The organism is bacterium, assembly GCA_016703265.1.
Classification (GTDB): Bacteria; Krumholzibacteriota; Krumholzibacteriia; order LZORAL124-64-63; family LZORAL124-64-63; genus CAINDZ01.
Genome location: JADJCK010000001.1, coordinates 449,230 through 472,497 on the forward strand (window position 1 = coordinate 449,230; position 23,268 = coordinate 472,497).

Below are 23,268 nucleotides of genomic sequence, written 5' to 3' on the forward strand. Positions count from 1 at the left end.
GGGAACCCCTGCCCGCGCCTTACGTTCCCCGACCGTGGAGCCGGGGCAGGCGCCGGGCCACGGCCACCACCTCGCGCGGCCGCTCGCTGAGCCCCTCCCACAGGCCCTGGAACGCCTCCCAGTGTCCCGGCATGAGCACGCCCCCGGTCGAGAACAGGCGGCTGAAGCGGCCCCGGCGCTCGGTCAGGGTGTAGCCCGGCAGTTCCCGGCGGGCCAGGCGGCCGTCGACGGTCACGGCCCAGCAGGCGGCGAAGGCCTCGGCCAGCAGGCCGGGCACGTCGAAGCTGCGCAGGCCGCCGCCGAGTACGTCATGGCCCCAGAGCAGGTGGTGGTGCAGGAAGGCGTCGGCGCGTGCGCGGGAAAATGCGGCCGCCGTCAGCGGCTCCTCGTCGCGCGCTTGTCCGGGACTTTCCCAGACGGCCCGCGGCGGGTAGACCGTGCCGGTGGCCGGCCGCAGCGGCCCGAACACGTCGGGGTGGCAGTAGATGGACAGGCCGGGCGGCTCGCCGGCCGTGCCCCGCCGCAGGCGCAGCCAGGCATCCTCGGAGCCGGCCAGGTCGTCGGCACAGATCTCCAGCGCCGGCAGGAGCGGCTCGAGCGCCAGCGCGCCGAGCGCCTGCCGCGCGGCATCGTCCACCAGCCGGGCCACCGCCGGCTCGAGCCCCACGCAGGTGATGCGGGTCGAGCCGGTCACCGACTCACGCCCCGCGCAGCAGCGGACCGCCGCCGACGGGCTGCAGCCGGGCCGTGAAGTGGCGCAACGAAGGCGGCTCCCACGTCACCTCGAGGCCGCACAGGCGCTCACCCAGGGCCATCACCTGTCCGCAGATGTCGGCCACATAGTCGAGCTGCGTGTGCGTGTAGACGCGTCGCGGCACGGCCAGGCGCACCAGTTCCATGGCCGGCGCCACGAGCTTGCCCGTGTCCGGGTCGCGATGCTCGAACATGAGGCTGCCGATCTCCACCGCCCGCACGCCGCCCAACAGGTAGAGCGCGGCCGTGACGACCTGCGCGGGAAACTGCGACTGCGGCAGGTGCGGCAGCATGCGCCGCGCATCAAGGTAGACGGCATGACCGCCGGTGGGGCGCACGTACGGAACGCCCTGCTCGTCGAGTCGCTTGCCCAGGCGCGCCACCTGTCCGATACGGTAGGCCAGGTAGTCGGGGTCGAGAACCTCGCGCAGGCCCTGCGCCACCGCAGCGAGGTCGCGTCCCGCCAGCCCGCCGTAGGTGGGAAATCCCTCGCGCAGGATGAGCAGGTTCGTGGCCGACTGCGCCAGCGTGTCGTCGTCCAGGCAGAGGAAGCCGCCGATGTTCACCAGCGCATCCTTCTTGGCGCTCATCGTGCAGCCGTTGCCCAGCGCGAACATCTCGCGGCAGATGTCCTTGATGGGCTTGTCGCGATAGCCGGCTTCGCGCTGCTGGATGAACCAGGCATTCTCCGCGAATCGGCAGGCGTCGAAGAACAGGGGCACGCGGTGCTCGCGGCAGAAGGCGCTGACGGCCTTCGCATTCGCCATCGAGACGGGCTGCCCGCCGCCGCTGTTGTTGGTGATCGTGAGCATCACGAAGGGAATGCGCTCGCGGCCGTACTTGGCGAAGGCGGCGGCCAGCTTGTCCAGGCTCATGTCGCCCTTGAAGGGCGCCTCGAGTTCGGGATCGAGGCCGGCGTCGGCAACGCAGTCGAGGGCGATGCCGCCCACATGCTCGACGTTGGCGCGGGTCGTGTCGAAGTGGATGTTATTGGGTACGACCTGGCCCGGCTGCACACCCACCGCGAACAGCAGGCCCTCGGCGGCGCGGCCCTGGTGCGTGGGAATCACGTGCTTGTAGCCGAAGATGTCGCGGATGGTGTTCTCGAAGTCGGCGTACGACTTGCTGCAGGCGTAGGCTTCGTCGCCCGTCATCATCGCCGCCCACTGCATGTCGCTCATGGCGCTGGTACCGCTGTCGGTCAGCAGGTCGACGTAGATGGCCGCCGACGGCACCTTGAAGACGTTGAATCCCGCCTCGACCAGCAGCCGTTCGCGTTCCTCGCGACTGACGCGCTGGATCTTCTCGACCACCTTGATGCGATACGGCTCGAACGCAAAGTCCATGATCCGCTCCCGGGCTCGAGGCTCGCGTCGAAGCGCCGACTTCACGGCGCCGGCGCCGCGGGCTGGTCCGTCGGCGCCGGTACGAACATGGTCACTGCGAGCCCGCGGGACAAGGCGCCTGCGCCGTTCCGGCGGCAGGATCAGGTGGCGTCGCCGGGCAGGGGCGAACGCACCTGGTAAAGCACCAGCGCCTGGTCGGTGATGCGCCCGAGCACCTCGTAGTGCCGGCGCGCATCCTCCGTTCCCTGGCACATGTAGACGCCTGCGGGCACATACGGTCCGCCCGTGCGCGCGGCCTCGGCCAGGAGCGCCAGCGGGCGCGCCCCGGCCAGCGGCTGCTCGCCGAAGTCGCCCAGCGTGACCAGCCACCAGGCCTGCCACAGGGGCTGGTCGGGCAGCTCGGCCAGGGGCGCCCGGCCCCAGGCGGCGACCACGGCGGCCGCCCGCTCGCGTGCCTCGGGCTGCGCAAAGACGACCTGCCCCCACTCCGACAGCGCGGCCTCGGCGGCGAAGGTCGCCAGGTCGGGCAGCGGCCCGGGCGGCAGCGCGTCCTGCCACGCGCGGCAGCTCTCGTGCAGCGAGGGCTCGAAGTAGCGCGGCAGCAGCGGCGGCGCCGCCGTCACGCGTGTGGTGTCGCTGCCGTCGCCGCCTGCAGCGGCGGCGGCCAGCAGGCCGTGGCGCGCGGGCGCGAGTCCCGCGGCCGCCAGCGCATCGGCCACGGCGGCCAGCAGTTCACGCGGTCCCGGCAGCAGCAGCCAGTCGAGCCGAGGTTCGCTCGCCGTGAGCCACCCGCGGTCCTGCAGCGAATCGGCGATGTACTCGAGGTCCGAAGGCAGCGCCGCGACCACACGCAGCATCGGTCCCAGTTCCTGCGATTCGCGCGCCGTCACGATGCGGGCCACGCACTGGTCCAGGTTCGCGGAATACTCGGCCAGGGCCAGGCCCTTCTCGCGTCGCCGCGTCGCTCCCGGGTCGCGGTCGAGCGGCGCGAGCATGCCCACTTCGGCCCAGGGCCGCTTGGCCAGGCGATGCTGCACCGTCAGCTCGACGATGTCGTCGGCGCGCGGCGTGGTGAGGAACAGGTGTTCCCACGGTTCCGCCGCGGCAGCCGGGTCCACCGTCATGATGAGCCGGCGGCCGCGACCGAGCTGCGCGATGCGGTAGCGGGTCTCGGGTTCGAAGCGCTGCACCTCGCACATGACCACGACCGCGCCGGCCGGATCGGCAGCCTCGGCGCCGCCGGGGCGGCCCAGGTCGAGCGTCGCGCCGCGTTCCGGCACCCGGATGTCGAGCGGCCCGGGCAGGCCGTGGCGCAGGCACTCGCGCGCGATGAACGCGGCCGTTGCGGGGTCGGGGCACCAGAAGGTCACCTCGCCGGGATCATCGGCGGCCTGCCGCGCCTGCGCCAGTCCGCGCACCAGCGCATCGTGACGACCGGTGCCGAGCGTGCCGCGCAGCACGAGGAAATGCTGTTCGTCGTCGAGGCCGGCCACGGCCGCCACGCGTTCGACGACCGCGCCCGGCGAAGGCCCGCCGTCCGAGCCGCCGAGCAGGTTGCGCAGGCCGCGACGTCCTTCGGCGAGCAGGTCAAGCCGGCCCTTGCCGTCGGGGGTCGCGGCCGGCTGGTCGAGGTCGCCGAAGCGCCCCGCCACAAGGGCGCCCAGCAATTGCCAGCCGTCGTCGCCGGCACGCACCGTGGGACTGTCGGCCAGGCTGAGCAGGTCGACCAGGTGCATGGCGCCCGGGCAGGCCGGCCCAAGCCAGCGCCAGTAGCCCAGCGCGGCGCCCAGCGCCAGGAAACCCCGTTCCTCGTCCTGCAGGTCGGTCACGCCGGTCTGCACGAGCAGCCCGCCCTCGGTGGGCATGGCCGCGGCCGCCACCTCGGACAGGCGCGCGGCGAAGATGGCCAGTGACTGCTGCAGCGCCGCCAGCACTTCGTCGGCCGGCCGCGAGATGCCGACCAGGCGACGCGTGCTGTAGAGCAGACCTCGCGGGCAGTTGTAGGTGAGGCCCACGTCGCCGAAGGCGCCTGCGCCCACCATCACCAGCAGCGTGTCGACGGCGGCCAGGTCTTCCGGCGCCACCTTCACCGGCGGGTGCTCCTGGTCGATCCAGGTCAGGCCGCCGACCGGCGCACCGGCCAGCCAGTGCGGCAGCACGGTGGTCAACGCGCCGCCCAGCTGGTCGAGCCGGCGCTCGATATCAGCGTGGCGACGCGGCAGCATCAAGGCATGACTCTCCAGCGCGCGACGCGCGCCCGGCACGCGCACCGAGGCAGCCGAGAGCGGGTCGCCCGCCAATCGCGCCACCCAGCGCAGCAGGCCAGCGCCCTGTTCCACATCGGCGGCGGTCAGGCCACCCAGCGCGGCCAGCCAGTCGAGCGGCAGCAGCTGGCGTCCCGGCGGCGGCGCCGGCTCGGCTTCTCCGCCTTCGCCACGGCCGGCGCGCGCGGCCATCACGGGCCGCAGGCGGGCCAGCAGGCCCTGGAAGCGGCGGATGACGGCCTCGGCACGGTCGGCCGCACCGACCCCGGGCGGGCAGGTCGGCGCCTGCGCGACCCCGGCTTCCACGACCTCGGTCACGGGCTCGTACGCCGTGGCCGCGGCCGGCCCGAGCAGGCGCGCACCGCACGCCCGTTCGACGAAGCGGATCCACGGCGTGGGCATGGAAACGGTCTGCAGGATGACGCCATGCGCACGCGCATCGAGCAGTGCGCGCAGTGCCAGCGCCGACTCCTGCGCCTCGCGATCGCGCGCCGGCAGCCATTCGTAAAGCCCGGTGGCCACGACCGTGCGCGGCGGATGTGCGGCCAGGAAGGCGCGCAGGTGCGGGTCGCCGAAATCGGCAGGCGCCACGCGCATCAATGGCGCCGGAAAATCGGCCGGCGATTCGCCGCCCCAGGCCGAGATGCCGTCGACGCCGCCCTGCGCCACGAGCGCCGCGGCGCCCGGCGGGCAGTGATCGCTGACGAGCAGCACCCAGTGGTCGAGTTCGCCCCGCTCCCAGGCCAGCGTGGTCCGGGCGGCCACCGCCGTCCACACGGGTTCCAGGTCGCCGACGAGCAGGTTCACGCCGGCGGGCATGCCGGTGTCGCCGGAAGCCAGCGCCGCCGTGGCGGCGATGTCGGTTGCGCCCAACGACGACCATTGGCGCGCGGCCGGCAGGAAGCGGCCCCAGGCCGTCTCGCGGTCGCCGGGCGCGAAGCCGGGCAGGTCGAAGGTGCGGCAGGCGCTGTCGGCGGTGGCGGCGGCGGCACGCGCGCCGTTCCAGCCGCCGGTGTCGGTCACCTCGCCGCCGGTGGCGCGCGAACGCAGCAGCCGCCACCAGCGCGTGTCCATGATGTCGACGCAGCTCCAGGGGCCGGCCAGGCGTGCCGCGACCTCGAGGGCGCACAGGCGCACGCGCCAGGCGAGATAGGTGCGGCGCTCGGCGTCGGCGTCGGTCCATTCCTGGCGCAGGTCGCCGGCGGCCATGGGCACGGCGCCGCCCTGCAGGCTGGTCAGCGCCGACACCACGAGCGGACCCGAGTCTCCCGGTGCGGCGGCGCGGTTGGCGTCGAGGAAGCGCCAGCGCGGTCCCGCGGCGGCAACCTGGCCCGAGGCCACCTGCGACCAGAAGGCGCCGGCGTCGCCGTCGGTGGGCACCAGCACCGTGACCTGGCCTTCCTGTTCGGCCACGCGCTCGGTCCAGGCGGCCTGCGCCGCCATCGCCTCTGCCACGAGCAGGCGCGCATCGGGCACCGCGCCGCGGTCGACCAGGCGCAGGCGCGGCGGCCGCGCATCGCCGAGCGCCGCGCAGTAGGGCGAACCGAAAACACCGAGCCAGGTCGCCAGCAGTTCTTCCAGTTCGCCGCGCAACCAGGCAGCGCCCGTCAGCAGCGAGAGGTGACGGCCGCCGCGCGTGTGCAGCAGCGCATGCAGCCCGCGGATCTGCACGTCGGCGCGGCGCAAAAGGTCCCAGTGAACGGCGGCGCTGTCGAGGAACACCCACGAGGCGTCGGCGCCCTCGTACACGCCCCAGAGCGCATCGAGCCGCTCGGCGTCCGAGCCCAGGTGCTGCACCGAACCGGCCACGAGCCCGGCCTTGCGCACGCGCTGGCTGAACTGCCCGGCCCAGGTGCGACCGCCGCCGTCCAGTCGCGGCGCTTCGCGCGGCAGGTCGGCCACGAGTTGCGCATAGCGGTCATACAGGGGCACGGCGCCTTCGGGGCGCGGGCGCACGTCGCGGAAGTCGAGCAGGTCGCCGTTGTGCGTCTCGACCAGGCGCGTCCAGTGCAGGAGCGGGAGCAGCGGCTCGCGTCCCGGACCGCGCGCACTCAGCAGGTCCTCGAGCAGGCCCAGCGCCGCATCGAGGTCGTGCACGCCGCCGCCGGCGGGGATCAGCGTGATGGGTCCGACAACACCACCGGCCACGCGGCCGAGCGCTTCGAGCCGCTCGAAGCGGTCCAGCACCACGCGCCACTTCTGCCGGCCTTCGCCCCAGGCCGCAAGCACGGCCGGCGCGTTGCCGGTGGAGATGATGGCCAGGTCGCTGCGGCCGAGCTCGGCGGTGGCGGCCAGTTCCTCGGCTTCGGGGTCGGGCGTCGTTCCCCGCGCGCTGGCCAGCGACCAGCCGAACGGGTCGGGGCGCGTCCACAGCACGGGCAGCGTCCACGCCTCGAAGGTGGCGTCCATGGCGCGGCCGGCTTCGTCGTTCAGGCAGACGAAGGGATACAGGAAGCGGCAGACCGGGTCGCCCCGGTGCGCCATGGCGCCCACGCCAGCGCGCAGCGCCGGGTCGCCCGCATGCAGGCGGCTGCGCACGGCGAGCCAGAGCAGCCCGCCCAGAACGGCGCCCGCGGCCGGTCCCTGAGGCCAGCCTTCGCCCAGCGAGGCACGACGTGGCGGCTCGAGCAGCGGATGTCCCAGGGCCGGGTCCCAGCCCGACCGCCACGGCTGCGCTTCACCCAGCGCGATGCGCGCGAGCGCCGGACGCTCGGCGCCGGTGCCGGGCAACCGGCTCTCGAGCACCGCGGTCAGCACGGCGGCGGCCGACCACGGCGCGGGGTCGCGTTCCCAGGCGTCGCCCACGGCCTGCGTCACATGCTCGTCGGCAGCGACGATACGACCGGCACACGGTGCCAGGAAGGCGTCCAGGGCCGCGGTGTCCTCGCCGGGCCGCCAGAACGCAAGGTCGCGCGGCTGGTCGCCCCACCAGAACACGACAGCGATGCGACCATCGGCTTCGACGGCGACCGACGCCCAGGAAAGGTTGTGCTCGGGCAACGGCCCGGCCTCGGGCCGGCGGTACTCGATGCGGCCGAGGGCGCGCTCGAACCGCGGCGCCAGTTCCGAACCCGGTTCGAGCCCGGCCGACTGCATGGCGCCGAGCGCCTCGTCGTAGCGCGGCACCGGGAAGTGCACGCGGTCGGTGTTGCCCAGCAGTTCGAGCAGGCGCACGCGCGCCTCGCTGGAACGCGCGGCCGGCCCGGGGCACACGTGCAGGAAGGCGCGATAGAGCTCGACGCTGGCCAGGGCGCGCCCCAGCAGGCGGTCGGCGGTGATGGCCTCGAGCCAGCAGCGCTCCTCCTCCAGCCGTCCTGCCGAGCCGAAGTAGCGCGGCTGCAGCAGCTGCAGGAAGACCTGCGCCCACTCCTGCGATTCGGGAGAGCCCTGCCGCAACACACCCTGCTCGACGAAGGACTCGAGCAGTTCACCGCCCTTGCGGGCCATCCACAGGCGGTCTTCCTCGGTGAGCGGGATGTCGTGCCGCACGAGCTGCAGGTCGAACGGACGGCCCGTACGGCTGGCCGTGCGGAACAGGCCCTTCAACAGGGGTACTGCCGAGGCGGGCTCCTCGACGAAGACCCGGCTGCGTGCGACCAGGAACAGCGACTTCTCGAGCACGGGCTGGTTGCGCTCGGCATCGTCTTCCGGGCGCAACTCGGCAACGCGCACGCCTTCGCGCACGATCTTGTCGGCCTCGCCCAGGAAGCGCTCGCGGAAGCGACCGGAGAGACGCTCCCAGCGCCCGGGACGCGGCGGTCCGCGGTGCCACAGGCGGGAGACGCCGTCGGAGATGGTCTCGGTGAAGAACACGCGCAAAGCCGACTGCTGGCGCGTCTCGACGGCGGCCAGGAAGGCGTGTTCGGCAGCGGCGAAGTCCAGCACGGCGAGCGAACGCTCGGCCGCCGCCAGGGACTGCCAGTAGTTGAGTCCGGGGTGCGTTTCGGGTGCCATGGGCGCACAATACCACGCGTCCGCGCGCGCCGACAGAAAAAGACGCCGGTCAGCGCACGATCGTCAGCCGCGTGGCCGCATCGGCCCCCATGCCGCGCGCCCGCACCAGGTAGGTGCCCGCCGGCAGCGGCCGCCCGTCCGGATCGCGGCCGTCCCAGTCAGCCGCACCGGCGCCCGCGGGCACGGCGACCCGGCCGACGCGCCGCCCGCGCAGGTCGTAGACCTCGAAATCGACCGTTCCGCCCGCATCGCCCGCAAAACGAAAACGGAAATTCCCCGTGCCGGGATTCGGGTGCACCTGGACGCCGAAGGCTACCGGCACCGGCTCGGGCGCCGCACTGGCACCGACCTCGAGCGGGTAGGCGCCAGTGTTGCGCCCGTCGCCGCGGGCCGTGGACCACAGCGGATCCGAGGCGTAGAGGTCGGCCACGGGCGTGATGGTGGCTACCTGGCCGACGCCGTCGAGCCGCAGCAGCAGGTCGGCGCTGACACGTACCAGGGTGGCGCCCACCGCCGCCACCGGTCCGGCCGCAGCGCCGCCGGGCAGTACGGGCCGCCGCACCGAAAGCCCGTCGTCATCGCCGGTGTCGACAAACCAGGCCGTGGACAAGCCGGGGAACGACGTGAGCCCGTACAGTTCCTCGAACCACGAGATGTGGACGAGCGATGCCAGGTCGGTACCCCAGCCGCCGCAGTGATTCCAGGCCAGCGGCGGCGCGATCAGCAGAGAGGTAAGATTGAGTGCGCCCTGCGCGCTGGTCGCGTGCACGCGCAGCCCCGGCACGACCTGTGACGTGGCCTGCCCCGCCATGTCGAGTCGCGCCTTGCTCAGTTCCCAGACCGCGTCCGCGCCGAGTTGCCCGTTGTCCGCCAGCCCGAACAGCCCCACGTGCAGTTCGCCGCTGTCCGGACGTCCGCCCACGGCGGGCCACGACACGGTGCGCCAGCCGCCTCCGGTGGGCGCCAGGGCCACGGCGCCGTCGCCGGCGGCAGGCTGGCCGTTGCCCTCGAGCACGCGGAACACGAGGCTCGCCGGGTCCCCGCTCAGGACCGGGATCACGATCTCGTGGAGCCCGTCACTGTCGAGATCGCAGAGCACCGGCGGCCCCGCCGGTGTTGCACCAAGGTTCACGGGCCAGCCCACCAGCGTGGTCAGCCCGGCGGCGAGCGCCGTCACGGTGCCGTCGGCAAAGGCGACGACGATGCTCTCGGCCCCGCCGGGCAGCAGTACCCCCACCGCCGGCGGCAGCGGCGACAGGTGCCCGAGCGAAGCAGTCGCTTCCTGCACCGGGCCGGCGCGCCAGGCGCGGGCGTTGCCCAGTTCATCGACCACCATCACGCGCTTCTGGCCGGATGATGTGAAGTAGCCCACGGGCAGCGTCAGCGCGCGGTTGAGCGCAAGGTTCACCGTCTGGTAGGTGCCCGAGGCGTTGAAGAAGTAGACGGAGCCGTAGGCCGAGCTGAGCACGATCTCGTCGCCCGGCGCACTGTCGAAGTCCCAGACCAGCGGCAGGTTCAGGCCGCCCTGCGCCGACACATGCGGGAACACGAACACCGGCCAGCCGGGGCGATGCGCACCGTCGGCGCCGAGCAGGTTCACCGATCGCGCGACCGGGTCCGCCGTCACCAGCGACGGCACGACGAACGACGGCCCGGCAAATCCGGCGAAGGTACCGACCGACGGGCCGGCACTGACGACGCCGGGCAGCAGGCGCGAGGCGCCCTGCTGCGTGAACGACGAGGCCTCGCGCACGCGCAACACCACCGCACCCTGGCCCGACAGCCGCTTCACCGCGAGCAGTTGCCAGCTATCCGGCCCGGTGGTCACGTAGGTGTACTCGGAAGTGCCGGTGCCGCCCTGGTTCAGCCGCACCACGCCGGCTCCGGTCGGGTCGTTGTCGAGATCGCGCGGGTCGGCCAGCACCAGTTCGATGTCGAGACCGGGCGCCGGCAACGCCTCGACCAGGTAGCGCACGCGCGGCTGCAGGTCGAGCCGCCGCGCCACCACCGGCTGCCGGCTGCCGGTCAGCAGCGAGTCGGTCTGGTCCACGCCCGGCCGCAAAGGCACGAGCAGTGCCTGCGCCGCCGCATCGATCCGCAGCAATCCCCAGCCGCGGTCATCGCGAGGCGCCGTGCCTGCCGGCAGGCTCGTTGTGGAAGCGCCGTCGGCGGTCTCGGCCGCGGGCACGGGCGCCGCGGTCAACCGCAGCACCGCCTGCCGCGTGCGCACCGACAGCAACCCCGGCGGCAGCGAGGCGGCCTGCTCGTTGAGCGCCTCGTCGAGCAGGTGCAGCGCGCCGGCCACGTGCGCGGCGGCCAGGCTTGTCCCCCACCGTCCGCTGTAGGTGTCGTTGGGCTCGCTGTCGGCGCAGGTGATGCGGCCCGCAGCGCTGACCAGGCCGCCGCCCGGCGCCACGATGTCGGGCTTCGTCGTGATCCAGCCGCCGCGCCCGCTGAACGCGGCGACGGCGCCGTTGTCGTTCACCGCGCCCACGGTCAGTGCTCCGGGAGAACGGGCGGGCCAGCCGATGTAACCCGTGGTTCCGTAGTTGCCCATCGCCACCACGGGCGTGAGCCCTGCATTCGCCAGTTCGGTCACCGCGCCGGCAATGCCCAGTTCGGCGTCCCAGTTCACGGCCATGAGCACGGAGCTGATCCGCAGCACCTCGCGCTGGTCACGCACCCAGTCGCAGGCCGTCAGGTAGTCGCCGGCCCAGGCATGCCACACCTCGTCGAAGTCGTAGCACTTGACCACGACCAGCCGCGCTCCCGGCGCCACGCCGCGATAGGCGCTGTCGATGGAACCACGACCGACGGCCACCGAAGCGAGCGAGGTCCCGTGGTGGTTGTAGTCCCAGGGACCGGCGGCGGCAGGAAAATCGTCGGTGACGTCATGCCAGCCGATGACCTTGTAGCCGGGGAACAGCGGCCAGCCGCTGGTGGCGGGGAACCAGTCGCCCGCGTCGCCGACCAGCGGCGGCGGCCCGTCGACGTTGTCGGCGGTGGGATCGCCCAGGTCGTTGTGCGCGGTGTCGCAACCCGAATCGAGGATGGCCAGGGAGAACGTGCCGTCGTCGCCCAGCTTCCAGGCGCCGGTCTCCACGCGATGCGCGCCGACCGCGCGACGCGAGTTGTCGAGCGCGGGTACGCCGTCGCGGTCGAGCAGCAGGCGTCCTTGCGCGGGCGCATCGACGAGTGCGCGCAGGCCGGCCTCGTCGACTTCCAGGACGGTGACGCCGCCGAAGCGCGGCGTGCAGAAGATGGTGCGGCAGGTGCCGGACTTCGCGGCGGCATCGATCTCCTTCGCGCGCGCGCCCGGGGCAACGTCGAGGCAGAGAAGCCGCAGGCGCCCCTGCGACCGGGCGCCTGCGGCCTTCTCTGATTCGACGGTGTCGACGGCCATGGGTGCGGCGGCGTCGCCGGTGGATGCTTCGCGTGCAGCGGTCGCCGCAGCGGTGGCGTGGACGCGCAGATCGGTGAAGGCGATCTCGCCGCGCCGCCATTGTTGCAGCAGGTCCTCGATGCCGTCGTTGTCGACGTCGGCGATGCCGGTGGCGGGGTCGATGGTCGGGATCGCTTCGGCGGCGGGTGCGGGCATGGCCCAAAGGAACAGGAGGGCAGCGAGAAGCAGCGCGAGCAATGGCATCGCGGCTTCTTTGAGTGGTACGGGAGTTAGCGCCGCCAGCCGTGCACGCGGCTGTGACCTCGGCTGTGACCTCGGCATCGGGCTCCTCATCCTGGTTCCGTCGGGCATTGTCCCCGTGATTGTACGGAGTCGCCCGCAGCCCCGCAACGGCCGGCGGTTTTGTGCCCGTCAGAAGGCGCCCGGCAGGTGGCGGATGTCCACGCCCCCGTCGGGCCCGTGGTGCACGATGGCCACGACGTCGAACCGCAGGCGCGGCCCCCCGGATTGCGGGTGTGCGGCCAGCCAGGCCAGGGCCGCCCGCCGTACGCGGCGCCGCTGGCCCTCGGCAAGGAAGCACTCCGGCTCGCCGGCGCCGTCGGCAGCGCGGGCCTTCACCTCCACGAAGACAAGGTCGGCGCCGCGCCGGACGACCAGGTCGATCTCGCCGCCGGGGATGCGGTACCGCCGGTCGAGTGTGGCGTAGCCGCAGGCGACGAGCACGGCCTCGGCCAGGTGCTCGGCCCAGGCGCCGCGGGCGGCACGGGCGCGAGCGGGGATTTCGTAGGGGGTGGTCAGGGTGGGAGTCCATTCCGGGAGGAACGGGCGGGGGTGCGGGAAATGTGCCGGGTGCTTTGGGTCGAGGGTAGGCCAGCGGCGGTTGGGGAGTTATGGGGCACGCTTGAATTGCCAATGGTCTAGGCCTGCAGCCGCATCTGTAACTGGTGGGTGCCACGTTGCCGTTGATATGACATTGACGGATGATACGCTAACCGCAGCCAATTTTGGGAAGTCGCCGAGGCTTGTACCAAATCTGGCGTGCTGTGCCGTTTGTCGCCACGCAGGGCTTCGCAATTCGACATTGGAAGCCCTGCGCCGCTCCATATTCCTGCGGGCCGCAATGCGCCTACTTGAGCATTGTCATTCTTTTCGTCAATCTGACTGTCGGACTGTCCAATACACAAAAGTACACGCCGGCAGCCATACTGAGCCCCGCTTTGTCGCGCCCGTCCCACTCCACAACATGATGGCCGGCGGTACGGAGATCGTTCTCAATCAGCCGACTTATGAGGCGCCCGGCCACGTCATAGACGGAGATTGACACCAACTCAGAACGGGCAAGCTCGAACGCAATCTTCGTACGAGGATTGAACGGATTAGGAGTTGGATCGCTCAGCGAAGTAACAAAGGAAACCCCGGCCTTCAATTCGCTTCCAGGCTCAACAATCGGGGCCAGGTCAACTTCAAGAACCTCCACGTTCACCCCTGCCGCAGACGGAGCCAGAACCAACGAACCGATTGTCGTTGCACCACTTCCGCCCCCACTAAGCAGAAAAACCACAAACTCCCCTTTGGCATTCGCTTCATCCGCGATCATCATTGATCTGTCCGCGCGATCAGCGGAAGGCACCCAGACCAAATCATCTTTGTTGACGCCAATGGCTCGCAATCGGATAACAGCGGCGCTCCAGCTAGACATGGCGCGCACTACACACTCGCGCGAGCTCGTGGACTTCTGAGTGAACACAATCTTCGCATCGTCGCGGACTGTCCCTTTGTCGAGGCTACAAGGCGGGTGAGGCGCAATGTAGATGGCACCAAAGATGGGCAAGTCCGAAAGATTGATGCACCCGTCGGGCTGAAAATCAGCACAGGCATTGTAGCCACCTTCACCTTCGCAATGATCATAGACAGCAGCCAGCACAGCGACATCAGAAGCATCGATGCAACCATCGGCGGTCAGATCGCCGTTGCTTGTGCCCGAAGGGACATAGCCTGGCAAATTAACCCAAGCCGAAGCCCCACCAATGAATGTGGTACCGTACCTGCGCCCGAAGTAGCGCGCGACTGCAATCGCTAATCGGGTAGCTGAATTCTGCCACATAGCCGTTCTCGTTCGTCAGATCCTCATTTGCGGTAACTCCGCTCGGCATACCAGGCCCCCACCGGCGGACGGCCCCCGGGGGGAGGGAAGAGGGGCGAAACGGCGGCCCTTCCACAACCCGGCCGGGGGGCCGCCCCCCCCCCGGCGGGGGCGGGCGGAGACCGACGGCGGCACCTTGCCAAGGCTGTCGTGCGGTCGCTCCTCGTTGTAGTCGAGCATCCAGTTCCAGGCCAGCTCCCGCACCTGGTCAAGGTCGTCGAACAGGTACGCGCTAAGCAGCTCGTCACGGAACGTCTTGTTGAACCTCTCGATGTAGGCGTTCTGGTTCGGCTTCCCTGGCTGGATGTACCGGATCTCGACGCCGTTCTGTTCGCACCAGGCCACAAACACCTCGCTCAGCAACTCCGGTCCGTTGTCGCAGCGGATCGCTTCCGGCAAGCCGCGCCAGCTCTTGATCTGTTCAAGAACGCGCACAACGCGCTCGCCGGGCAGCGACGTGTCGACCTCGATCGCCAGCAGTTCCCGAACGCCATCATCCAACACGTTCAGCGTCCGGAACCGGCGGCCGCTGTACAGCGTGTCGTGCATGAAGTCCAGCGACCAGACCATGTTCGGTGCAGCCGGTACCGCTAGCGGCTGCCGCGGGCGATCACTCAGCGCTGCTTGGTCCGGCGCCGGTGATTCAGCCCCAACTCAGTACACCCGGTACAGGCGCTTGTGATTCCACCCCCGGCCGTGCAGGCGCAGCTGGTCGAGCCGGGGTCGTCCGGCAAGGCCCTGCAAGGCGTCGATCACCTCAGCGTCGCGCACCAGACGACCCTGAGGGGTCTTGTACCACGCGGCACGCGACAGCGCACAGGCCCGCCGCCCCGCCGCCGGGGCGCCGGGCGGCTGACCCGTGGCCAGCCGCCCCCGGGGCGGGGGGGGGGGGGGGGGGGGGGGGGGGGGGGGGGGGGGGGGGGCGGGGGGGGGGGGGGGGTAGCCCTGCCCGGCTGGGCGACGCCCCCGGGGCCGCCGAACCCTGACTCAGGGCAGCACTTCTCAACTGTCTGAATTGGGTGAGCTTACGAAACAGGCACGGGACCCCCCCCATGGGGGCGCGGTTCCTCCGATTACGCGAACGAGATCCCCAACCAAGAACCCACGGGCTGCGGCGTCGAGCCCCCCCGCCCCCGGGCCGGGCGACCACGCCCACCCCCCCGCGGCCTCCGGTGGGGGGGGGGGGGGGGGGGGGGGGGGCGGGGGGGGGGGGCGGCCAGGCGCCCAACAACGCCGGACAAAAACCCGTCGTTGGCGCAGAGACCATAGTCGGCATCCGACTCCCGCCGAGGCGGCAAAGCGCGCCCATGTGGGCTGGGGGCGCGGCACACCCACGTCATGCCGCCATCGGCGCTCAGCAGCACTGTACCAAGCTCACCTGCCGCAACCACCGTATCAGGTCCGGACCAGGCGACCGCAGCGTTGGGCGGGCTCCTGGGGGGGGGGGGGCCCGCCCGGCCGCCGGCGGGGGGCGCCGCGCCCGGCCGCCCCCCCCCCCCCCCCGGCGCCGCCGGCCCGGCGGCGGCGGGGCCGGCGGGGGGCCCCCCCCCCCCCCCTCCCGCGGGGCCCGGGGGGGGGGGGGCTCCCGGGGGGGGGGGGCCCTCGGCGGGGGGCGGGCCGGGGCGGGGCCCCCGGCCGGCCCCCCCCCCCCCCCCGCCCCGCGCCCGCCCCCCGCCCCCGCCCCCGCCCCCGGGGCCCCCCCCCCCCCGCGGGGGTGTTGGGGGGGGGGCGGTCTTGCCGTCGCCTGCCGAGAAGGCACAGTCCAATCTGACCCGGTCGCGTGGACACGAGGACAGTTCCCGGCACCACGATGACCCACCCCACCCACGAAGGCCCCGTCGCGTGTCAACGAAGTACCGGAGTCGCAGGCAACCAGGACCGACCACCGTCATCGCGAAGCACACCCTGGTCCGACGGCGAGGTCCGCGTTCGCGAAGACGCCCGGGGCGTACGGGGGGGCCGCGCCCCCGGCGCCCCGCCCGCGCGGGGCGGGGGCGCCGGCCGGCGGCGATGCCAGGTCTCGCCGGGCGGGGGTTCCGGCACACGGGGCCTTTGGCGGGGGCGGGCGGGGCCGGCGGGGGGCCCGCTCGCCCACCGGCCCGTTGCTGCCCCCGCCGGGGGCCCCCCCCCCGCCCCCCCGCGCCGCCGCCGCCGCCCCCCCCCCCCCCCCCCGCCGCGGCCCCCGCCGCCGCCCCGCGCCCCCCGGGGGGGGGTTCCCCCCCCCGGCCCCGCCCCCGGCGGCCCGGGGCGCCCAGCCCCCCCCCCCCCCCCCCCCCCCCCCCCCCCCCCCCCAATCCCCCCCCCCCCCCCCCCCGCGCCCCCCCCCCCCCCCCCCCCCCTTCGGTCGTATCGCTGTCGCGACTGATCCAGTGGCGGCCACCATCGGATGTCGGGAGAGGCCCCCCCCCTGCTGCGCGACTACGCAACGGACCCACGCCCGCGCCCCCCCCCCACCGCCGCCGCGTGCCGCCGGCTTGCCGCAGGGGCGGGGCGCCGCCGTCTTCCGTCCGCATAATCGTGCCGAGGTGCCCGACCACTGTTCCAATGGAGTCCGAGCTCATGTCGAGGCGCATCAGGGGATTGCCGGACGGAGTCGGAAACCGCCTGTTCCCGGGTGGTCGGGGGGGGGGGGCCGCGGGGGGGGGGGGGGGCGGGGGCGGGGCGGCCCGCCGGGCCGGCCCGCGGCAAACAGCCGGGCGCCAGCGCGCGGTGCCGGGGGTGGGGCCCGGCCCGGGGGGCGGCCCCCCCCCCCCGCGGCCGGGGGGGGGGGCGCCGGCGTGCGGGGGGGCCCCCCCGCCCCCCCCCCCGGCGTTCGGGGGGCCCCCCCCCCCGCCCGCCGGGGCCGGCCGCGGGCCTCGAAGGGGGGGTCGGGGGGGGGGGGGGGGCGGCGGGGGGGGGGGGGGCGGGGGGGGCGGGGGGGCCCGCCGGGGGCGGGCCGCGGGGAAGGCGCGGCAGCGCCCGGGCCCGGGGAGGGGCCCGGGCCGCCGGGCGGCCCCCCCCCCCCGCCGGCCCGCCCGGGCCGGCGCCGGCGCCCCCGCCGCGGGCCGGCCGCCCCCCCCCCGGCGTCCCCGCGGCGCCCCCCCCCCCGCCCCCCGGGGGCGGCCCGGGGGGGGAGACGGCGGCCGGGCGTCGACCGGGCGCAGAGCAGACAGACCCACGCCACGCCAATGGGGGGGGGCCAAAAGGGGCCGGGGGGGCAGCCGCGGGCCCCGTCGAATCAACTTACGCCGGAGCAAGTCTCGCGCTGGACGTTCGGCGAACATGTGTCCGGAAGTGCTGCACAGGTTGAACTTGGGTCTTGAGCCAGTTTCCCCGACCGCTCCACTGTCAGAACAACCGCCCCTGCCCCCGAGAAGCCAACGGCTCATAAGAATACCGATGCAACACACAAGGCCCCAACCGCTCGATCGCCTCGCGATGCGCAGCCGCGCCGTACCCCTTGTGCGCCGCGAATCCGTAACCGGGATAGTGCCTGTCCCACGCGACCATCACGCGGTCGCGCAGCACCTTGGCGATGATGGAGGCCGCCGCGATGGCGGCGCTGGTGCCGTCGCCGCGGACGATGGATTCGGCGGGAATGGATACAGTGGGGAGCTGGTTGCCGTCGACCAGGAGAAGGTCGGGCGTCAGACGCAGGCGCGCCACCGCGCGGGACATGGCCCGCAGGGTGGCGCGCAGGATGTCGGTGCTGTCGATCTCGGGCGCACTGATGGCACAGGCGGTCCAGGCCAGCGCGCCGGCGCGGATCTCGGTGTAGAGAGCCTCGCGGCGGGCGGGCGACAGCTTCTTGCTGTCGTCCAGGCCGACGGGGGCCCAGCCGGCGGGCAGCACCACGGCGGCGGCGACGACGGGGCCAGCCCAGCAGCCGCGCCCCGCTTCGTCGACTCCACCCAGCAGCAGGCGGCCGTCCCGCGAGCGCTCGCGGTCGTAGTCCGCCAGCGCTCCGGCAACCGCCTTCAAGCGGGACCTACCGACGCGCTTCGCGGATGCGGGCGCTGCGGCCGGTGCGGCCACGCAGGTAGTACAGCTTGGCGCGGCGGATGCGGCCCTTCTTCTTCACCGAGATCGACTCGACGTTCGGCGACTGGACCGGGAAGATACGCTCGACGGCCACGCCGCCGGACATCTTCCGCACCATGACCGTCGCCTCCATGCCGGCGCCCGAACGCGCGATCACGACACCGATGAAGTTCTGCGTGCGCGTCTTGTTGCCTTCAACGATGCGCACGCCGACGTTCACGGTGTCACCGATCGCGAAGTCGGGCAGGTCGGTGCGCAGGTTCTCGGCGCGCATCTTGTCCACGATGTTCATCTCGTCCTCCTGTTGCGGTCTCGCGCGAGGTCAGTCGCGCTTCTTCTGCTTCTTCGGCACTTCGGCGGGGGCGGTGGCCAGTTCCGGCCGTCGTGCCCGCGTGCGCTCGGCGGCCTGCCGCCGGCGCCAATCCTCTATGTTCGCGTGGTGACCCGACATCAACACCTCGGGTACGTCCAGGCCCCGGTAGACCGGGGGCTTCGTGTACCAGGCGCAGTCGAGGCCGCCTTCGCGGTCGGCGGTGAAGCTGTCGTTCGCCGCCGAATCCTCGTCGTGCAAGACTCCCGGCAGTCGCCGGACGATCGCGTCGACCACCACCAGCGCCGGCAGCTCGCCCCCCGAAAGGACGTAGTCGCCGATGCTGACTTCGCGCGTGACGACCAGTTCGCGGGCGCGCTCGTCGATGCCCTTGTACCGCCCGCAGACCAGGATCAGTTCGCCCTTGGCCTGCAGGTCCGCCAGCAGTTCGAGCGTCAGCTTTTCGCTGAACGTCTCGCCCTGCGGCGTGGTCAGGATCACGGTGGCGTCTTCACGCTGCCGGACCTTCTCCACCGCCTCGACCACGGGCGGCGCCATCATGATCATGCCGGCCCCGCCTCCGTAGGCGGTGTCGTCGACGGTACGGTGCTTGTCCACGGCGAAGTCACGGATGTCGGTGACTTCGTAGCGAACCTGCCCCTGCCGTTCGGCGCGGCCCGGGATGCTGGTGGCCAGCACCGCGCGGACCATCTCCGGGAAGAGCGTCAGCACGCGGATGACCGGTGCCTGGCTGTTCCCCTTGCCGACGTCCAGACCGTCGTCCGGCTCAGTCTCGCTGGACATCGAGCAGCCCTTCCGGCGGATCGATCACCAGCTGTCCTTCGAGCCCGTCGCCGGGCCGCAGGATCGGCGGCAGCGCCGGGATCAGCATCTCGTGCGCGCCGTCCGGGATCACCAGGAGGAACTGGGCGCCCACGCGCCGCACCTCGTCCACGATCCCGACCATCTCGCCACCCACGGTGACCACCTCGCGCCCCACCCAGCGGAACGGCAGGCCGCCGCTCGGCTTGGGGAACGCAGGGTCGAGGTAGCTGGCGGCCAGGAAACCGAGCTCGCGCCCGATCATCGCGTCGGCGCCGTCACGGCCGCCCACGCCCTTGGTCGTCAGCCCCCAGCACCCGCCGCTCATGATGCGGTGCCGGGACACCCCGGCCGGACTGCCGTCTTCCCACACGAGGAAGGGGCTGCCCAGCAGCGGCTCGTGGAAATCGAGCAGCCGATAGAGCTTCAGCTCGCCCCGCAGCCCGACCGCGCGCACGATCTCGCCGATCGCGATGAATCCTGCCGCGTTCGTTGCCATGCTATTCGACGATGTCCAGGCCGATGCGCTGATCGGTCCGGGCGCTGACTGCCGTCAGCAGCACCCGCAGCGCACGGGCGGTCTGACCGCCCTTGCCGATCACGCGACCCAGGTCCTCAGGGTTCACCTTGACCTGATACACGTCGCGGTCCTGCCTGCGCAGGATGTCCACCGTCACTTCCGCGGGGTGGCTCACCAGGTTGACCACCACATAGGAGATGAGTTCGAGCACGCGCCCTGACCGATGGTCAGCTCATCGCCCTGCGGCAGGTCGGCCGGGTTCACGGCCTCGTCCGCGGGAAACTCATCGCGCGGGGCGCTCAACTGTCGCCTTCCGCGGGTTGCTCGGTCGCTTCGCCTTCAGCGGCGGCAGCGGCGGCTTCCTCGTCGGCCTTGGCCTTGGCCTCGGCCTCCTCGGCGGCCTTCGCAGCGGCCTCAGCCTCGGCCTTGGCCTTGGCTTCGGCTTCCTCGGCGGCCTTCTTCTCGGCGGCGGCCTTGGCGAGGCGCGCGGTCTTCTCCTGCACGCGCTTGGCTTCGCCGGCCTCGGCGCCCTGCTTCCAGGTCGTCACGCGGGCCTCGATCTCGGCGGCATCCACGCCCTGCTTCACCAGCGAGTAGCGATAGAGGATGCCTTCACCCTTGAGCAGGTTGCGCGCGGTTTCGGAAACCGTGGCGCCGCGGCTCAACCAGGTGATGATCTCGTCGGTGTGCAGCTTCACATCGAACGGATCCGTGAAAGGATTGTAGTAGCCGAGATTGGCCAGGTAGGCGCCGTCGCGCCGCTTGCGGTGATCGACCGCGACCAGACGATAGAACGGCCTCTTCTTGCGCCCCATGCGCGTCAAACGAATCGTTGTGGACACTATCAGCCTCCCCTTACGGTGGTTTCGCTGCATGCACCATGCGCGCAGCGTACGTGGCCCCTCGCGTTGCCGCGAGCCGGCCTCTTAGGCCTTGAACACCTTCTTGCCGAAGGCCTCAAGGCCGCCTGCAGCGTTGATGTCGCGCATCATCCGCCGCATATCGCGATACTGCTTGAGCAGCTTGTTGACCTGCGACACCGTGGTGCCGCTTCCGTTCGCGATGCGCTTGCGCCGCGAACCGTTGATGATGTCGGGCTGGCGGCGCTCCTTGACGGTCATCGAGTTGATGATCGCGTCGACCTGGTTGAACTGCTTGTCGTCCACCTTGGCCTTGTCGAGCATGTCGCCGTCGACACCCGGCAGCATCTTGAGCACGCCCTTGAGCGGCCCCATCTTCTTCATCTGCTTGATCTGCGACTGGAAGTCCTCCAGCGAGAACTCGCCCTGCGCAAACCGCCCGGCCAGGTGCTCGGCCGTGGCCTGGTCCATCTTGTCCTGGGCCTGCTCGATGAGCGTGAGCACATCGCCCATGCCAAGGATGCGCCCGGCCATGCGGTCGGGGTGGAAGACCTCGAGGTCCTCCAGCTTCTCGCCCACGCCGCAGAGCTTGACCGGCTTGCCGGTCACTTCCAGGACGCTGAGCGCCGCGCCGCCGCGCGCGTCGCCGTCGAGCTTGGTCAGCACCACGCCGTCGAAGTTCAGGCGCTTGGCGAACGTGCCGGCGATGTTCACGGCTTCCTGGCCGGTCATCGCGTCGAGCACGAGCAGGCTCTCGTCCGAAGGCACCATCTGCTGGATCGCCTCGAGCTCGCCCATGAGGGCGTCGTCGATGTGCAGGCGACCCGCGGTGTCGATGATCAGCACGTCGCAGCCGTTGTCACGCGCGCGCCGCTGCCCCAGCTTGGCGATCTGCGACGGGTTCTTCTTCTCGCGATCGCTGTGCACCAGCACGCCGATGCTGTCGCCGATCACGTGCAGCTGGTCGATGGCCGCGGGGCGATAGATATCGCACGCGACCAGCATGGGCACGCGGCCTTCCTTCTTCATGCGCAGCGCCAGCTTGCCGCAGAAGGTGGTCTTGCCCGAGCCCTGCAGGCCCATGACCATGACCACGGTCATGCCCTTGTTCTTCGCCTTGGCCGCGTCCAGGTTCAGTTCGCTGGCGTGGCCGCCCAGCAGCTTCGTCAGCTCCTGGTTGACGATGCCCACGACCTGCTGCGCCGGCGTAAGGCTGCCCAGGACGTCCTGGCCGAGGGCCTTCTCGCGGATGTTCGCGATCAGGTTCTTGGCGACGTTGTAGTTGACGTCGGCCTCGAGCAGCGCCAGGCGCACCTCGCGGAGCGCTTCCTTGACGTTGTCCTCGGTCAGACGGTCGGCGCCGGACAGCTTCTTCAGCGTGGCGTCGAGGCGTCTGGTCAGGTCCTGGAACACGGTCTTTTTTCCTGTCTGGTCGGTCTTGGGCGCACCCGCGCACGGCCCCGGGGGCCGGTCACGGCAAAAGGGCGTGCCCGCCCGAGGGCCCCGCTCTTTCGAGCCAGCCCGCCGGGACGCTGCGCGCATCCTACGCTAAATCAACATGTTGCGGGCGCCATCGCAGAAAGTTCCACACTTCGGCGATGCGTCCGGAGCCGGCCGAAAAGGGCCAGCGGACCTGCGAATGTAGCATTTGGGGGGGGATTGGGCAAGGAAACGGTCAGGTAGTGCCAGATCGACAAGAAACCACGACGCTCAGCGCCAGAGCGACTTCAACCCACCCCAGGTCGTGGACTCAATGGACACCGGCTGCCCGACATACGGCTGGTAGATCACCGTGCAGGGGTTGTTGGGGTCGTCATGGTGATCCCAGATCATGGCGTCGATGGCGGCGGCGTCCGTCACGCCCCAGTTGTTATTGGTGAGATCCAGGGTGTGGGTTGGCCAGCCTGAAGACACATTGGCGTACACGGCCCATCCGGACGCAGGAAGAATGCTCGAATTGCGGACGGACAAATAGCTACGCGCGGAAGTTGTGATCGCGGCAGTGGTCGTACCGGCTATCACGAGCCCTTCAGCCGTCACCCTGCCGCTACCGAGGATTGAAAGCCCCACTTCCGCACCTCCTTCAATGGTGACACTGTTGAGCAAGATATTCGAAGTCGGCATGTCGACGTGGAGCGCCTTCGCGATCCCGTTTACGAACGTACAGTTCGCAACCGACCCAGTCGCGTCATAGAACACGAAGCCACCATTCGTGACATTGCAACCGGATACGCTGACATTTCGGGGGCCAAATGAGCAGTTGACGGGATTGCTGTTGCCGGTTCCCAAGAACTGGCAGGCATTGATGACGGCACCTGAACTCGGACCATTAAATAGAACACCGAGCGCACCATACAGCGTGAACTCGCACGACTCAACGCGCGCCGCAGAGTCATAAATCGAAATACAAATTATCCGATGATCCGGAGCATTGAAAGTACAGCCCTCAATGTCCACATAGTTGCTGGCAAACACGAGCAGACAGACATTCTCGACTGTCAGGTCTCTTAGCTTGAAATTGTTTGGCGAAAGCGAAAAGAACGCACGTGGCGCCTTCGCATAGGGGACATAAGCAGACGTCGGCCCAATTCTCGTTACGTTCTTGCCCGCGCCAATGAACGTCAGATTGGGTTTTCTGATCAAGACAATGACTTCGTCAAAGTACCCAGGCAGGCCAATGGGATGGAACGTCGCGAAGCGCCCCGGCCTGATGCGAATCGTATCGCCGGCCGCCGCAGCGTCCACTGCGGGTTGAATGTCGGTGAAGTCGCCGCTACCGTTCAGTTCCACACGCCACGTTGCCGCCGTCAGCGGGGATGCCGCCAGAAGAAGTGCCGCCAAGGCAGCCAGGCATTTGTATCGCGATCGCATTG

General features: G+C 71.2%; 15 protein-coding genes. All 15 read right to left on the reverse strand.

The genetic code is table 11. The features are described 5' to 3' along the window. Positions 1-19: 19 nt before the first annotated feature. The 15 genes from IPG61_02045 to IPG61_02115 all read right to left on the reverse strand — a co-directional run bounded on the left by IPG61_02045 (position 20) and on the right by IPG61_02115 (position 23,266). Positions 20-694 (reverse strand): hypothetical protein, encoded by a 675-nt coding sequence (locus IPG61_02045; protein MBK6732872.1) that lies wholly within the window; start codon positions 692-694, stop codon positions 20-22. A 4-nt stretch (positions 695-698) separates the two neighbouring features. Then, positions 699-2,099 (reverse strand): tryptophanase, encoded by a 1,401-nt coding sequence (locus IPG61_02050; protein ID MBK6732873.1) that lies wholly within the window; start codon positions 2,097-2,099, stop codon positions 699-701. Between the two features lie 140 nt (positions 2,100-2,239). After that, positions 2,240-8,317 carry a hypothetical protein gene (locus IPG61_02055; protein MBK6732874.1) on the reverse strand — a complete coding sequence of 2,026 codons (6,078 nt, stop codon included), beginning with the start codon at positions 8,315-8,317 and terminating at the stop codon, positions 2,240-2,242. A 49-nt stretch (positions 8,318-8,366) separates the two neighbouring features. Then, a complete protein-coding gene (locus tag IPG61_02060; protein ID MBK6732875.1) occupies positions 8,367-11,963 on the reverse strand; it encodes a S8 family serine peptidase in 3,597 nt (1,198 codons plus the stop codon). A gap of 168 nt (positions 11,964-12,131) precedes the next feature. Next, positions 12,132-12,500, reverse strand: coding sequence for a YraN family protein (locus tag IPG61_02065; protein MBK6732876.1), 369 nt, complete (start codon positions 12,498-12,500; stop codon positions 12,132-12,134). 346 nt (positions 12,501-12,846) lie between these two features. Next, on the reverse strand, positions 12,847-13,824 hold the full coding sequence (locus tag IPG61_02070) for a hypothetical protein (GenBank protein ID MBK6732877.1): 978 nt from the start codon (positions 13,822-13,824) through the stop codon (positions 12,847-12,849). A 15-nt stretch (positions 13,825-13,839) separates the two neighbouring features. Next, positions 13,840-14,433, reverse strand: coding sequence for a transposase family protein (locus IPG61_02075; protein ID MBK6732878.1), 594 nt, complete (start codon positions 14,431-14,433; stop codon positions 13,840-13,842). A gap of 2,757 nt (positions 14,434-17,190) precedes the next feature. Further along, entirely contained in the window at positions 17,191-17,802 is a 612-nt protein-coding gene (locus IPG61_02080) for a ribonuclease HII (protein MBK6732879.1), read from the reverse strand. Positions 17,803-17,830: 28 nt separating this feature from the next. Further along, complete coding sequence (gene rplS, locus IPG61_02085; protein ID MBK6732880.1) at positions 17,831-18,175, reverse strand: 50S ribosomal protein L19; 345 nt, start codon at positions 18,173-18,175, stop codon at positions 17,831-17,833. A 30-nt stretch (positions 18,176-18,205) separates the two neighbouring features. Continuing rightward, entirely contained in the window at positions 18,206-18,997 is a 792-nt protein-coding gene (gene trmD, locus IPG61_02090; protein ID MBK6732881.1) for a tRNA (guanosine(37)-N1)-methyltransferase TrmD, read from the reverse strand. Further along, positions 18,981-19,514 (reverse strand): hypothetical protein, encoded by a 534-nt coding sequence (locus tag IPG61_02095; protein MBK6732882.1) that lies wholly within the window; start codon positions 19,512-19,514, stop codon positions 18,981-18,983. Before IPG61_02095 ends, trmD begins: the two co-directional genes overlap by 17 nt. A gap of 1 nt (position 19,515) precedes the next feature. After that, complete coding sequence (locus IPG61_02100; GenBank protein ID MBK6732883.1) at positions 19,516-19,746, reverse strand: KH domain-containing protein; 231 nt, start codon at positions 19,744-19,746, stop codon at positions 19,516-19,518. Positions 19,747-19,834: 88 nt separating this feature from the next. Then, entirely contained in the window at positions 19,835-20,377 is a 543-nt protein-coding gene (gene rpsP / locus IPG61_02105) for a 30S ribosomal protein S16 (protein ID MBK6732884.1), read from the reverse strand. A gap of 84 nt (positions 20,378-20,461) precedes the next feature. After that, a complete protein-coding gene (gene ffh / locus IPG61_02110; GenBank protein MBK6732885.1) occupies positions 20,462-21,937 on the reverse strand; it encodes a signal recognition particle protein in 1,476 nt (491 codons plus the stop codon). 168 nt (positions 21,938-22,105) lie between these two features. After that, complete coding sequence (locus tag IPG61_02115) at positions 22,106-23,266, reverse strand: right-handed parallel beta-helix repeat-containing protein (protein MBK6732886.1); 1,161 nt, start codon at positions 23,264-23,266, stop codon at positions 22,106-22,108. Between the last annotated feature and the right edge of the window lie 2 nt (positions 23,267-23,268).